The organism is Maritimibacter dapengensis, assembly GCF_019218265.1.
Classification (GTDB): Bacteria; Pseudomonadota; Alphaproteobacteria; order Rhodobacterales; family Rhodobacteraceae; genus Maritimibacter; species Maritimibacter dapengensis.
On record NZ_JAHUZE010000001.1, the window covers coordinates 327,258 to 341,972 of the forward strand.

The 14,715-nt window shown below is 63.7% G+C and carries 12 protein-coding genes; all 12 read left to right on the forward strand.

Annotated features, from left to right (window positions below; all coding sequences use genetic code 11):
- Positions 1-142 precede the first annotated feature (142 nt).
- The 12 genes from KJP28_RS01715 to KJP28_RS01770 all read left to right on the forward strand — a co-directional run bounded on the left by KJP28_RS01715 (position 143) and on the right by KJP28_RS01770 (position 14,714).
- Entirely contained in the window at positions 143-1,201 is a 1,059-nt protein-coding gene (locus tag KJP28_RS01715; RefSeq protein WP_218390500.1) for a hypothetical protein, read from the forward strand.
- Complete coding sequence (locus tag KJP28_RS01720) at positions 1,201-3,018, forward strand: hypothetical protein (protein WP_218390501.1); 1,818 nt, start codon at positions 1,201-1,203, stop codon at positions 3,016-3,018. Before KJP28_RS01715 ends, KJP28_RS01720 begins: the two co-directional genes overlap by 1 nt.
- 307 nt (positions 3,019-3,325) lie before the next feature.
- Positions 3,326-4,933 (forward strand): OpgD/OpgG family glucan biosynthesis protein, encoded by a 1,608-nt coding sequence (locus KJP28_RS01725; protein ID WP_218390502.1) that lies wholly within the window; start codon positions 3,326-3,328, stop codon positions 4,931-4,933.
- A complete protein-coding gene (locus KJP28_RS01730; RefSeq protein WP_218390503.1) occupies positions 4,930-5,106 on the forward strand; it encodes a hypothetical protein in 177 nt (58 codons plus the stop codon). Before KJP28_RS01725 ends, KJP28_RS01730 begins: the two co-directional genes overlap by 4 nt.
- 19 nt (positions 5,107-5,125) lie before the next feature.
- Positions 5,126-6,922 (forward strand): glucans biosynthesis glucosyltransferase MdoH, encoded by a 1,797-nt coding sequence (gene mdoH, locus KJP28_RS01735; RefSeq protein ID WP_218390504.1) that lies wholly within the window; start codon positions 5,126-5,128, stop codon positions 6,920-6,922.
- Complete coding sequence (locus tag KJP28_RS01740) at positions 6,909-8,117, forward strand: OpgC family protein (protein WP_336245284.1); 1,209 nt, start codon at positions 6,909-6,911, stop codon at positions 8,115-8,117. Before mdoH ends, KJP28_RS01740 begins: the two co-directional genes overlap by 14 nt.
- Positions 8,118-8,452: 335 nt before the next feature.
- Positions 8,453-9,508, forward strand: a complete 1,056-nt coding sequence (locus tag KJP28_RS01745; RefSeq protein WP_218390505.1) for a TRAP transporter substrate-binding protein — start codon at positions 8,453-8,455, stop codon at positions 9,506-9,508.
- Between the two features lie 68 nt (positions 9,509-9,576).
- Entirely contained in the window at positions 9,577-10,086 is a 510-nt protein-coding gene (locus tag KJP28_RS01750; RefSeq protein ID WP_218390506.1) for a TRAP transporter small permease, read from the forward strand.
- Positions 10,083-11,579, forward strand: a complete 1,497-nt coding sequence (locus tag KJP28_RS01755) for a TRAP transporter large permease (protein ID WP_218390507.1) — start codon at positions 10,083-10,085, stop codon at positions 11,577-11,579. Before KJP28_RS01750 ends, KJP28_RS01755 begins: the two co-directional genes overlap by 4 nt.
- A gap of 72 nt (positions 11,580-11,651) precedes the next feature.
- Positions 11,652-12,419, forward strand: a complete 768-nt coding sequence (locus KJP28_RS01760; protein WP_218390508.1) for a crotonase/enoyl-CoA hydratase family protein — start codon at positions 11,652-11,654, stop codon at positions 12,417-12,419.
- Positions 12,419-12,901, forward strand: a complete 483-nt coding sequence (locus tag KJP28_RS01765; RefSeq protein ID WP_218390509.1) for a MarR family winged helix-turn-helix transcriptional regulator — start codon at positions 12,419-12,421, stop codon at positions 12,899-12,901. The genes KJP28_RS01760 and KJP28_RS01765 overlap by 1 nt, the downstream gene beginning before the upstream one ends.
- A 4-nt stretch (positions 12,902-12,905) precedes the next feature.
- Positions 12,906-14,714: a feruloyl-CoA synthase gene (locus tag KJP28_RS01770; protein ID WP_218390510.1), complete on the forward strand. Its 1,809-nt coding sequence runs from the start codon at positions 12,906-12,908 to the stop codon at positions 14,712-14,714.
- Position 14,715: the final 1 nt, after the last annotated feature.

Here is a 14,715-nt window from a genome sequence, read left to right on the forward strand (position 1 = left end):
TGTCGCGTTGATCTGAAGCACTTTTCCCACGGCCACGCCATCATGGGCTTTGCGTGAGACGCCGCGACTCGCTTTAATGGACCACGTCGCCCGATCCGTATTGCGGGATTGCGCGCGGAAGGGAACGAAGGGGACCTCGGCCATGGCACGAAGCAGAACCAGAAAGCATGAGTCCGGCAAGAGGATTCATGTGCGGGTCGTGAACCCGCCCGAGGACACCGCGCGCCTTCTGCCGACCGAGCCGATCCGAAACTCGGTCAACGCGATCCTTTTCCTGGCGCTCATCCTGTTTTGCGGGCTCTGGACCTGGCTCTACTCCGACTGGTTCGCCGCGTTTTCCGGGACGGTCGGCCTCACCGTGCTTCTGGGTGCGGTCCCGACGCTTCGAAGCTTCATGACATCGGATCACAACGACAAGTGGAGCGGCTGGATCGACACCCTTCTGTTCAAGAGCCGGTTGGCCACCCTCCTTTACCCAGTCCTCCTCGCAATCGTCCTGATCGTGGGGTTCGGCCTCTACCAGCCCGTCGCGATCCGGTCCGCCGAAGCCGCGAGCGACGTGGTCACGGTCACGATGCTCGGCTATCCCGATGAGAGCGAGCGCACGACGCGTATGCAACTCGAACCGGACCGGACCCAGAGACAGCCCGTGCGCCGCCCCATCCTTGGGGGACCCGACCGCATCGTCGTGAAGGCCCGCGCCCTGCCGATCGTGGAGCGCAGCCTGCGTGGGATGCCGTGGAAGAGCCTCGTGTTTCCGCTCGATTTCTGGGCCGAACCCACGATCCTCCTGCACCCAGCGCCGTCGATCCTTGCCGACCTGCGCGACCGCAGGCACGATCTCCAGCTGACGCTGCGACGAGGCGGTGAAGACGATGTCATGTGCCTTGTTCAGGAGGATTACCTTGGCGAGCCTGTCTGGCTGGGCACGAAGAGCCGCGCCCTTCCTGTCTCCGATCACATTCAGAACGCATGGCGCGAACAGGCGAACCTGCACGGCCTGCGTCGCGGTCCGGCGGACCTCGAAGCCTACGTCATCGCCACACCGATCTCGCCCGATTGCCTGACGACGCTGGAGGCGGGCGATGTGGTAGAATGGGCCTTGTTGGGGTCGGGAGGGTCGCCGCTTCAGCAAGGGAGCGTCACCATAGGGGGGGGCGAGACCTACCCCCTCGAAATCGCGATGGAGGGAGCGTCATGATGAGGGGATTGACCGTCATTTTCGCCGGACTGCTGTCGGCGGGCCTGTGGTTGGTGGCCGGTGCAGGGGTGGCCCGCGCCGATCCGCTCGACCTGCGTATTCAGGTCGACCTCACCGGCATCGCGCATTTCACGGACCATCCGAGCCCGGATGCAATCGTCTCCGATGTCACGGACCTCTTGCATCAGCACATCTCGGATTATCTCTACTTGCAGTGGCACGTCACCGATGATCCCACAAATACCACGCTCCTGTTCCGCGTGCGGCAGCATGACGCCCGCCGCAAGTTCGACTTTCTGCTGGAGTTTCGCGGAGACGACGACAAGGGCGTATCGTATCGCGGTGAGGAGCCGGAAAGCGTGCCCCGTCAGGGCGCCGAATTCGACACCGACCTGATCGACGCCGTGTATGAGTTCCTTTACGAGAAGGGGCCTGAAATCGAGGGCGCGTCCGCCCATGTTCATGCAGAATCCGACGATGCGCTCGACACGCTGCTCCACCTCGATCGCCCGCTCGACGACGAAAGCCGCCTTCGGTTCCGGTCCGAGAAACTCGATATCCTGTGGGACAGGATCCCCCGCTACATGACATACGAGCATGTCGGCCCGGACAGGTTCGACATTCCGTTCCAGCTTCGGCCGGGTGAGACACGAAGCGGTCAGCTTCGGCCTCAGATCGTGCGCAGCCACGAAGGCGAACTGCCGGTTGCTGATTTCTGTATCTCGCGCCCGGATGTCGCCGATCCATCTGATGGGAGCGTGCCGGAAATCGAGCTGAACTGCCCATTGGACGGCACCTGCGCCTTGAACAACGCCGTGCCGTCGAACTGGGCCGAGGACGCCTGCCGGAACGAAGCCCGGAGCCTGCAGGAAGATCCTCCGCGCTGGGCTTTCGGGGCGGCCTTCGCCGCGACGCCGAGCGCGCCGAACTGGAATGTGCCGCCGCTCGACGTCTTGTTCGACCGCATCGAGCAACATCCCGGCCGGTTCGTCGGCTTCACTGAATTCAAGGTCGAGAACCGCGATTTTTCGGGCCTCGATGCCGATGCCTTCACAGTCGGCGTCTTTGCCAACGGCGTCCCGATCCACATCAACGGCGAAGTGCCCGGAGACCGCTTGCGCAGGTTCGATCCGGCGCGCGGCCTGTCCTTCCGGTTCGGGCTCGAGAACCTAAAGTTTGCAGGCCGCGACAACGGATGCGAGCGCCTAGACCTTCAGCTTCGGTTCTATCGTGACGGCGAACCTGTCGGCGATGACGTCGTGCTCACCCGCGACTACGCGGCCCTGCGCCATGCGCCTGAGCGATTCATTGAGACTCAGGTTGGCACCTTCAGCTGGACGGGGACATATGTCGCCCCCGGAAACCGCAATGAAACCGCGATCTTCCTTGCAAGCGCGCTTTACCGGATCGGTGATGATGCCGACGAAGATCGGAGCCTTGCGGGGCTGAACGACCTGCGGATGCGCCTTGACGAGCGGCGCTGGACGATCCGAGCAAGCGAGCTTGGTCTGGGTCTCGGACTGGAAAGCGTGCTCGCGGGCGATGCCGAGCTCGCCATCGTCGGCAAGCTGCGCCCGCCGCGCACCGTGCGCGACGACGGCACGGCGGCCTATGGTCTTCTTGTCGGGGTCGAGGAACCCAGCGGCCAGCTTCAGTTCACCTTCGATGGCGACCAGCAACGCGCGCTTGCCGCGCATCTCGCCGCCCGCCGCGCGACCGATCCCGAAGCCCGAAGCCTCGTGCCGACAGACCTTTATATCTACGCCTACAGCGAAGAGCGCCGGACCGGCCCCGATTGGGTCTGCCGCGCCGGCTAGCGCCTGTCGCAGCCTTGGTCGGCGAAAGGCTCGCGGAGTCCGGTGTGCGCCAAGCACATGCCGATTCCCGCCAAAGAAACGGGTGAAACCCGCCGCCCCTGCGCGGGGGTCGCGATTGCACAAAAATTAATCGGTTCAGGACATCACTTGGGCGCTGCAGCGCAGAATGAGCGATAATGAGCAGGACATTGCCGATCTCGCGTCGGAACATGCGCGGATAGGTGATCGCCCGACGAACGGCCCTTGTAATTTCAAACGCATAACTAATGTTTCGCGCTGACACGCGACGATATCGGGACATCGCATTTTGCACACTCCAGCACGAACACACCTCGGCCACGGCACCCGCCGTCAGGTCGTCTTGGGCCTTTTGGCCTCGGCCGCAACGGTCACCACTCTGCCGCCCCGCCTCGCGGTCGCGCAGACGGACGGCGACGTGGCCGATGACGGTACGCCATTCTCGTTCGACTCCCTGACCGAAGACATGCGCGCGGCGGCGCAGGAGCCGTTCAAACCCGCGAAACCCGTCGAAGGTTTTCTGGCCGATTTCGATTACGATGATTATCAGCGCGTGCGCTTCGAGCGCGAACGGACCCGCTGGGCCGGCGAGGATGACGCGCGTTTCCACCTGAACGCCTTCCATCTCGGCTGGCTTTTCAAGGAATCCGTGCATCTGCACGAGGTGTCGGACGGCATGTCCCGACCGATGAAATTCTCGACCAGGGACTTCGATTATTCCAACGTCACCGCGGACATTCCGGCCGATTTCGAGATGCCGGGCGTGGCGGGGTTCCGCCTCATGACCGCACTCAACAGGGTCGATCACTACGACGAGCTGGCGGCGTTCCTGGGCGCAAGCTATTTTCGGGCCTTGGGGCGTGGCAACGTCTATGGCCTGTCGGCCCGTGGTCTTGCGGTGAACACCGGCATGTCCAACGGCGAAGAGTTTCCGCGCTTCACCGACTTCTGGATCGAGCGCCCCGATACCCAGTCCGAAGCGGTCGTGCTCTACGCCGCCCTGCGGTCGCAATCGGTCACCGGTGCCTACCGCTTCGTGCTTCGGCCAGGCGAGACCACCGAGGTCGACGTGACGATGCGGCTCTTTTTGCGCGAAGATGTGCAGCAACTCGGCATCGCGCCCCTGACCTCGATGTTCCTGTTCGGCGGGGCCGATCCCGGTGAGTTCGACGATTTCCGTCCCGCCGTGCATGACAGCGACCATCTCGTCCTGAATACGCGGAGCGGCGAAACCTTCCTCAGACCCCTCGTCAATCCGGCGCGGCTCGGCAATTCCTATCTCGCGGCCGAGAACCCGGTGTCCTTCGGTCTCGTCCAGCGCGAACGTGATTTCGAGAATTATCTCGACGCGCAGGCCCATTACGAACGCCGCCCCTCGCTCATGGTCGAGCCTGTCGGCGAATGGGGGGCGGGCCATGTCCGCTTGATGGAGATACCGTCCGATCTCGAGGGCAACGACAACGTGGTCGCCTTCTGGGTTCCGGCCGGTGCGACGCGGGCAGGGGACACGTTCGAATTTTCTTACCGGCTCCATTGGGGCATGTCGCCACCGGGCGATCATTCCTCAGATCACGCACAGATTTTACGCACCCGTGTCGGAAAAGGCGGCGTTGCGGGCGTTCGGGAGGAAACCGACCGCAAGAAATTCGTGATCGACTACAAAGGCGGTCTCTTGTCGGAACTTCCACGCGACGCAGACATTGAACCGAAAGTAACCGTGATGCGGGGCGACCTCGCGCAGGCGATCCTGTCGCCGATCGAGGGCACCGACATGTGGCGACTTGTCATCGAGGCCGTGCCGTCTGGCGAAGAGAGCTCGATGGAAATTCAGGCCGCCGTGTTCGGATACGGCCGAACGTTGAGCGAAACCTGGCTCTACCAATGGATAGGCGAATGACCGATACGCAGAAGAATTTCAGTTCCGGCACGCTCCTGATGTCCGACACTCCGGAGGATTGGGGGCCGCCTGAAGCACCGCTCGACATGCCGTGTCAGGATCTGGCCCCGCGCATGTGGCGTTTCGACCTGTTCAGTGTCGTCCGGCAGTTCCTGCCGCGCCAGAACGTGTAAGCCCGACCAGAGACCCGCCGTGAATAATCGTTCCCACATTCCACCGGACCGCGCGACGGTCCGGGTTCGGGCGCTGGCAATCGGGTTCGCCGCTGCCGCCGCGATAGGTGCGACCGTGCTGGTCGCCGATGCCGGGTTGCAGGACGGGTTCCAGATCTGGGATGCGTTCCGCATCTGCCTCATCCTTCTGACCACGGGTTGGCTCGCCTGGGGTGCCGCCTTGTCCCTGACCGGGCTCTGGCCGGTGCGCGGGGCTCGCAACGGCACAGTGAAGCTTTCCAGCTCCTCGACCGTCGTCCTCGTGCCAATCTGCAACGAGGACCCGGTTGCGACATTCGCCCGGATCGCGGCGATGGACGGGTCGATCCGCGAGGCCGGCCTCGACCTCGACATCGTGATCCTGTCCGACACACGCTCAGTGGACGGTCAGGCCGCCGAACAGGCGGCGTTCCGCATGCTCATCGCGGAAACCCAAGGCGGCGGGCACATCTACTACCGCAACCGAACCGACAACCGCGGCCGCAAGGCCGGCAACGTGGAGGATTTCATCCGCACGTCCGGCGGGGCCTACGACTACGCGGTGACGCTCGACGCCGACAGCCTCGTGTCAGGGTCCGCGCTTGCTCACATGATCGCACGGATGGACGAGGACCCGAAACTCGGCTTGTTGCAAACGCTTCCGAAAATCATCGGCGCGCGCAGTTTCTTCGGACGCGCGATGCAATTCTCGTCGTCGTTCCACGGCCCGGTCTTCACGCGCGGGCTGGAACGGATGCAGGGCGCGACAGGGCCTTACTGGGGCCATAACGCCATCGTGCGCGTCTCGGCCTTCGCGCAATCCTGCGGATTGCCCGAACTCCCCGGCAAGGCGCCCTTCGGGGGGCATATCCTGTCTCACGACTACGTCGAGGCCGCGCTTCTCGCGCGGGGCGGCTGGCGTGTGACGGCGGATGCGACCATTGGCGGTTCATACGAGGAAGGCCCCGAAAACGTCCTCTCCTACGCAAAGCGCGACCGCCGCTGGTGTCAGGGCAACCTGCAGCACATGCGCCTGTTGCGCGCGCCCGGTCTCGCCGGCTGGAGCCGCTTCGTCTTTGTCCAGGGCATTTTCGCCTACCTCGTGTCGCTGCTGTGGGCCGCCTTTCTCGTCACCACGGTCGCAGGCACCGTGCTCGCCCCCGAGCCGGACTACTTCCCCGACGTCTACCAGCTCTTCCCGGCGTTCCCGTCCGACCGAAGCCGTGAAATCACCGCGCTCGCGCTGGGCATCGTCGGGCTGCTCATCATGCCGAAATTCGCGATCCTCCTGAAATCCGCGATCACGCGCCGCGCCCGCGCGTTCGGTGGCGCAGTCAGAGCGTTGGGCTCGGTCGTCGTCGAGATCCTCCTGACCTCGATGCTTGCGCCCGTGATGTTGCTCTTTCAGACCCGCGCCGTGCTTCAGGTCCTTTTGGGTCAGGACGGCGGCTGGCCCGCCAATGCGCGGGGCGAAGGGGCACTGTCGGTGACGGAAGCCGCCCGCGCCTCGGGTTGGATCGTCCTCACCGGATTTGTCGCACTCGGCGCGACCGCCCAACTCGCGCCTGCGCTCCTGCCTTGGCTGCTTCCCGTGACCTTGCCGATGATCGGTGCGCCGTTCCTGATCTCGTGGTCGTCACAGCCGGTCGGCCAGAGCGTCTTTCGCGTGCCGGAAGAGATCGACCTGCCGCCCCTCGTCGCGGCCTATCGCGAAATACACCAGCGCTGGAAGCAGGGCATTAGAACCGCTCGCCCCGTAAGCTCGGAGCCGATGGAGGCCGCCCGTGTCCCGGCCTGAGTCCATCACCCATCCGCCAGCACGGCGGCCTCGCGATCCGCGGATCGACGTTTTCAGGGGCGTGCTCCTTCTGATGATCTTCATCGACCACGTGCCGGGGAACTGGTTCGAGAACATCACCTTGCGCAATTTCGGCTTCTCGGACGCCGCCGAAAGTTTTTTCGTCATGTCGGGAATTGCCGCTGGTCTCGCCTATACCGGAAAGCTCGCCGCGTGGCGCGAGACGGGGCTGTGGGCCGGTATCGCGCCGATGTGGAAACGCGCCTGGGTGCTTTATCTCACGCACATCTTCCTGACCATCGCCGGAGTCGCGATCTTTGTCGTCGCTGCGGAAGCCTTCGGTCTCGACGCGCTTCTGACGAAGAACAACCTGCGCCAGATATTCGAGAACACGGGCCCGGCCATTCTGGGCATGGTGACGCTTGGCCACCAGATCGGATACGTGAACATCCTCCCGGCCTATTCCGTCCTGCTCGTCGCCGCGCCGCTGGCCATATTGGCCGCGCGCCGCTCACCCTGGCTGGTTCTTGCCGCATCGGTCGCACTCTGGTTTGCAACGGGCCTCTTCAGGCTGAACATCCCGGCCTATCCCAATTCCGGCGGCTGGTTCTTCAACCCCTTCGCCTGGCAGCTCGTCTTCACCGTCGGCCTTCTGACCGGCATCGCCCTGCGCGACGGCAAGCGGTTCGTGCCCAAGACCCGGTTCCTGTTCTGGCTCGCCGCCGGTTGGCTGGTCTTCGTGCTGGCGTGGCGCTACGTGCCGGAATTCGGCCCGGCGATGAACCACGGCATGGCATGGCTCGGCTCGCACGGCCTGCCGTTTCACATCACCTCGCATGACAAGACGTTCCTGCCGATGCTGCGGCTGCTCCACGTCCTCGCGCTGGTCTATGTCGTGTCCTGCCTGCCGATCGTGACGCGCCTGTGTGCACATGGTCTGGCCGAACCGCTCCGTGTCATCGGGCGTCAGGGTCTTCTGGTCTTCTCCGCGGGGGCGCTCCTGTCGCTCGCCGGACAGGCGGTGCTGGCCTTTTACGACGGTGTCGCGATCGTGCCGTGGATCTACATTCCGGCAGGTGTGGTCGCGCTCTGGGCAATCGCATGGCTCGGCGACTGGAAGCGCCGCGCACCCGGCCGCACCGCTTCCAAACCGGCATCGCACCCCGAGCGCACGCACGCCGTCATCGCAGAATGACCACCGCCTGATCGCTGCGAGCGACGCCCGTGCACCGTTCGAACCCTTGCATTTAACTGGTTGAACCTCTTCGTCCATAATTTACCGACTGCGTGGTCGAAAAAACTTGATCCAGCGACCTTTCCCGTGTCTCTATGAGCCGGGGAGGTCTTCACGCAGGAAAGCCTTGCGTGAAATCGTTATGTCTTATATCTATCTGCCGCGAACGCTGGATTTCCTTTGCCTGAAACCGAGGGATCACAAAGAATCTTGTGGAAACATATGGCAATATATGTCAGCTTCGCGGTGATTGTGGCATTATAATGCCAAATCCAAAGGTCAAGGGAGGAGAATCAATGACCAAATCCGTTATCAAGGGCCTCGTTGCCGGCGTCGCTCTTTCGGCGCTTACCGCTGGTGCGGGCTTCGCACAGGAAGTCACCATCAAGATGCACCAGTTCCTGCCGGCGCAGGCGAACGTTCCGAAAGACGTGCTCGAAGTCTGGGCAGACAATGTCGAAAAGGCTTCCGAGGGCCGCATCAAGGTCGAACGCTATCACGCGATGGCGCTGGGCGGCACGCCGCCGGAGCTCATGGACCAGGCTATCGACGGCATTGCCGACGTCGTCTGGACCGTTGTGGGCTACACGCCGGGCCGCTACCCGACGACCGAGGTGTTCGAGCTTCCGTTCATGGTGTCGGACGCCCGCGAAGCCTCCTGCGCCTACTGGAAGATGTTCGATGAGCACATGAAGGACGGTGAGTTCGCAGACCTCAAGATCATCGGAACTTGGGTGCACGGACCCGGCATGTTCCACACCGCCGAGCCGGTCGAAACGCCTGAAGACCTTCAGGGCATGAAAATCCGCGGCGGTTCGCGTCTCGTGAACGATCTTCTGACCCGCGTCGGCGCCGAGCCGATCGGCATGCCGGTTCCGGCCGTGGCCGAGGGTCTGTCCAAGGGCGTGATCGACGGCACCACCATTCCGTGGGAAGTGACCTACGCTCTGAAAGTGCCGGAACTCGTGACCAACCACACCGAATTCGAAGGTCCGGCGCTCTACAACCTCACCTTCGTGCTCGCCATGAACAAAGAGAAATACGAGAGCCTCTCGGATGAGAACAAGGCGGCGATCGACGCCAACGCCGGTCTCGAATTCTCGGTCTTCGCCGGTGGAACGCAGGCCGACGCCGATGGCCCGGCCCGCCAGGTCGCCGTCGATCTCGGCAACAACATCATCACCGTGTCGGAAGAGGACGCGAAAGCGGCCTGGGATCCGATCGTGAACCCGATGTATTCGGAATGGGCCGCGGGCATGGAGAACGGTGACGCGCTTATCGAGGAAGCCAAATCGCTCATGCAGCAGTGCGGCGCCGACATGGCCAACATCGACACCTACGGCAAGATGTAATTGCCAATTGCGCGGCGGGGTGGACCTCGCCGCGCATGATTTTCTGATCGAACGACCAGAGTGTTTTCATGAACCGCTATATCCTGGGCTTGTCCAAAGGGCTGGCAATCGTCGGCGGCTTTGTTCTGAGCCTTCTCATCCTCATCGTCGTCGTCTCGATCATCGGTCGTGAAACCGGGCTTGGCGCGGTCACGGGCGATTACGAACTGGTCGAGGCCGGCATGGCCTTCGCCGTGTTCGCCTTCCTGCCCTATGCGCACATGACAGGGGCACATGCGACCGTCGACATCTTCACAGATTGGCTGGGCGATAAGAGCTACCGCTGGTTGACGGCGGTGATCGACGTCGTTTTCGCGGTCGCCCTCGTCATCATCGCGATCCAGCTGTTCGACGGGATGCTCTCGAAACAACGCTCCGGACAGACCACGCTCCTTCTGCAATTTCCCGTCTGGTGGGCCTACGCCCTGTCCAGCTTCGCCGCCGTGATCGGTGCATTCGTCGGGATCTGGCACGCGTTGGTGCGGATTTACGAAGCCGTCACCGGCACGAAGATCGCCGTCGAGGGGGGCGGAGAATGACACCTATCGAAATCGGCCTGTGGTCCTTCCCGGCACTTCTGCTCCTGATCTTCCTGCGCGTGCCCATCGGGCTGGCCATGTTCCTCGCGGGTTTCGTGGGGCTGGGCATCATCAATGATGGCTGGCACATCGCGCTCGCACGCCTGAAGACCGAAACGTTCACGACGTTCTCGTCCTACTCGCTGTCCATCGTTCCGATGTTCCTTCTGATGGGTCACTTCGCGACACTCGGCGGCATGTCACAGGCACTTTTCCGGGCCGCTGAAAGCTGGATCGGACACCGCCGCGGCGGGGTCGCGATGGCGGCGATCGGTGCCTGCGCGGGCTTCGGCGCGATCTGTGGCTCGTCGCTCGCGACCGCGGCCACGATGGGCCGCGTGGCGCTGCCGGAACTCAAGAAATACGGCTATTCCGGCGGTTTCTCGACCGCCACGCTCGCCGCCGGCGGCACTTTGGGCATCCTGATCCCGCCCTCCATCGTGCTCGTGATCTACGCGATCCTCGCCGAGCAGAACATCGCGAAGCTCTTCGCCGCAGCCGTCATCCCCGGCATCCTCGCCGCCGTCGGTTACATGGTCATGATCTCGATCTACGTGCGCCTGCATCCCGACAGCGCCGGCGTGCGCGAGCCCGTCCCGATGGGCGAGCGCTTCCGCGCCATGTTCGACGTCTGGCCGGTGCTGATCGTCTTCGGCCTCGTCGTGGGCGGCATCTATGGCGGGTTCTTCACGCCGACCGAAGGCGCCGCCGTCGGTGCGCTCGGCACTGCGGTCATCGCCTTCTTCAACGGCGGGCTGAACGTCGAGTCGCTGCTCGGCTCGTTCACCGCGACCGCCCGCTCGACCGCGATGATCTTCTTCATCGTGCTCGGCGCGGCCTTCTACAACGGCTTCCTCGCCGTGACGCAGGTGCCGCAGACCATGGCGACATGGGTCGGTGAACAGGGCTTCTCGCCCTACACCGTGCTGCTCATCATCCTGGTGTTCTACCTCCTTCTGGGCTGTCTCATGGACTCGCTGTCGATGATCCTGCTTACCATCCCGATCTTCTTCCCGATCATTTCGGTGCTCGATTTCGGCATGGTCGATTTCGTCACCATGCAGCACGACATGATCCGTGACGCCATCGCATCCGGCGCCGCCGAAGGTGTGGCGCAGGACGTGATGGACCAGATCAACGCCTTGATGGCGGCGGGGCAGGAAGTGCCGCGACAGCTGTCCGGCGAACTGGGCGTCCGTCTGACCGAATTGCGCGCCAACGCGATCGGCATGGAATACACCGCGATCTGGTTCGGCATCCTCGTGCTGATCGTTGTGGAAACCGGCCTCATCACGCCGCCGGTGGGCATGATCCTCTTCATCATCAACGCGATGGACCGGCAAACCCCGATTGTCGAAACCTACAAGGCCGTGGCCTATTTCATCACCTCGGACCTGATCCGCGTGCTGCTCTTGGCGGCCTTCCCGGCCATTACCCTGTTCCTCGTCTACTAGACGGGGGGCAGGCCCCATGCCGGGCCGAAGTCCGGCCAGATAGATACAAGGTATAACGAAGGAGCCAGTGTTATGGCCGACATCATAAAGGTCGAAACCGCCGAAAACGGCGTGACCACCGTGACCATGAACCGCCCCGGCAAACGCAACGCCATGAGCGACGAACTGCTCCATGCGCTCGACGGTTTTTTCCGCGCGCCTCCCGAGGGCACCAAGGTCATCGTCCTGACCGGGACCGAGGGGCATTATTGCTCCGGCCTCGATCTTGCCGAGCACAAACAGCGTGACGCCGAAGGCACCATGCGCCACTCGCGTGGCTGGCATGAGATCATGGATCGCATCCAGTATGGCGGCATCCCGGTCGTGTCGGCCATGTTCGGCGCGGTGATCGGCGGCGGGCTGGAACTCGCCACCTCGACCCATGTGCGCATCGCGGAACCCTCCACGATCTTCCAGCTTCCCGAAGGCAAGCGCGGCATTTTCGTCGGCGGCGGCGCCACCGTCCGCGTAGGTCGGATCATCGGCGCAGACCGGATGGTGGAAATGATGCTGACGGGTCGCAAATACGGCGCGGACGAAGGTCTCGCGCTCGGCCTCGCGCATTACTCGGTGGGCGAAGGCGAGGCCCTCCCGCTGGCTCAGGAACTGGCGGCCAAGATCGCGACCAACGCGCCGTTGTCGAACTACATCATGATCCAGGGCATCTCCCGGATCGAGGACATGGCCAAGGCCGACGGCCTGTTCACGGAATCGCTCTGTGCCGCGCTCACGCAGACTTCGCCCCATGCGGTCGAGGGCCTTCAGGCGTTCCTGCAAAAGCGCGACCCCAAGTTCGGCTGATGGCGCTTTCGACGCGCATAAAAGGGTCCCCGACGGCCCCGCGCATCTCGGACGAGGCGCTAAGGCCCTTTGTCGGCTATTCGATCAAGCGCGCGATGAACGTGATCCGCGCCGACCTGCGCGATGTGCTCGACCCGATGGACCTGCGCATGATTACCTTCTCGGCGCTGACCCTGATCGGTGACAACCCGGCGCTCAGCCAGGCACAACTCGCCGCCGCGTTGTCGGTCGAACGCCCCAACCTCGTCGCCGTAATCGACGAACTCTACGGACGCGGCCTGATCTCGCGCGAAAAGGTGCCGACCGACCGTCGAACTTACGCGCTCCGGCTCACCACGCAAGGCGCACGCCTTCTGGCGCGCGCGACCGAGGCCGTGCAGGCGCACGAAGACAAGCTGCTCGAAGGTCTCGACCCCGATGACCTCGCGACCCTGCGCAGGGTTCTCGCAGACATAGAACGCAATGGGACAGAGAGGAGCTGACCTGATGCCGACATACCGCCCCCATGAAACCAGGCTCGACAAACGGGACGACGGCGCGCTGATCTATCGCGCGGCCTATGATCTCGACCATGTCGCGGAGCGCACCGGCGACTGGCTTCACCACTGGGCCGAAGCCGCCCCGGACCGCACGTTCCTCGCCGAGCGTTACGGCGCAGGCTGGCGCGAAGTCACTTATGCCGAGGCGCTCGAACAGGTCCGCGCCATCGCGGGCGGTCTGCTCGCGCGCGGGTTCGATACCTCGACCCCGGTGCTCGTGATGTCCGGCAATTGCGTGGATCATGGGCTTCTCGCGCTCGCCGGGCAATATGTCGGTGTCCCGGTCGTCCCGGTGGCGGAACAATACGCGCTGATCCACGGCGCTCACGGTCGCCTGCGCCACGCGGTCGAGATGACGAAGCCGCGCATGGCATATGCGGTCGACGCGGGCCAGTATGCCGAGGCCATCGCGCTCAACATCTTCGACGACATCGAAGTGGTCGCTTCCAATCCGGCAGGCAATGCCAAGGTCACGCCCTTCGCCGACCTGCTAGCGGCCGACACTTCCGGCGTCGATGCCGCCTTCGCCGCGACCGGACCGGACACGGTGGGCAAGATCCTCCTGACCTCCGGCTCCACCTCGGCGCCCAAAGGCGTGCCGACCACCAATCGCATGATGTGCACCAACCAGGCGCAACTCGGGGCCGCCCTCCCGTTCCTGAAGGAACGCCCGCCCGTGCTTGTGGACTGGCTCCCGTGGAACCACGTCTTCGGCGGCTCGCACAATTTCAACATGGTGCTCGCCAATGGTGGCACGCTTTATGTAGACGATGGCAAGCCGACCCCCGCGCTCATCTCGCGGACGGTCGAAAACCTCACCATGGTCTCGCCTACGATCAGCTTCAACGTGCCGGTCGGCTTCGCCGGTCTGGTGAAGGCGATGGAAACCGACGACGCGCTGCGCAAAAGCTACTTCGCGGATCTCGACATGATCTTCTACGCGGGGGCCTCGCTCCCGCAGGACGTCTGGGAAGGGATCGAGCGCGCGGCGCGCAAGGAAGGCGGCGAGCCGCCCCTCATGAACTCCTCATGGGGCCTGACCGAAACCGCGCCCGCCGCACTTCTCCAGCACGAACTCACCGACCGCTCGGGCATCGTCGGTGTCCCGCTTGCCGGCGTTGAGGTCAAACTCCTGCCCGATGAGGACATGCGCTGCGAGGTCCGCGTCAAAGGTCCGTCGATCTTCGCGGGCTACCTCGACAACCCCGAGAAGACCGCCGAAGCCTTCGACGATGAGGGGTTCTTCCTCACCGGCGATGCGATGAAATTCGTCGATGACGACAACCCGGACATGGGCCTCAAATTCGATGGCCGCATCTCCGAAGACTTCAAGCTCCTGACCGGCACATGGGTCCGCGCCGCCCAGCTTCGCCTCGACATGCTCGCACATCTCGGCCCGCTCGTCTCCGACCTCGTCGTGACCGGCGCGGACCGGAACGAGATCGGCGTCATGATCTTCCCGAACGTCGCGGAACTCGAAAAAGAAGGCTATGCCACCGACAGCGAGCGCGGTGCGCTGACCGACAAGGCGCTCAAATTCGACATCGCGCGCCGTCTCGCCACCCGGCTCGCCGAAGTCTCCGGCTCATCCTCCCGCGTGACCCGCGCGCTGATCCTGGCGGAACCGCCCTCGATGGGCGACGGCGAGATGACCGCCAAGGGCAACCTGAATTACCGCAAGATTCTCGACCGCCGCAAAACGCTGCTCGAGCGGCTCTATGACGACGCGGACCCGGCAACCATCAAGGCAAGCTGAC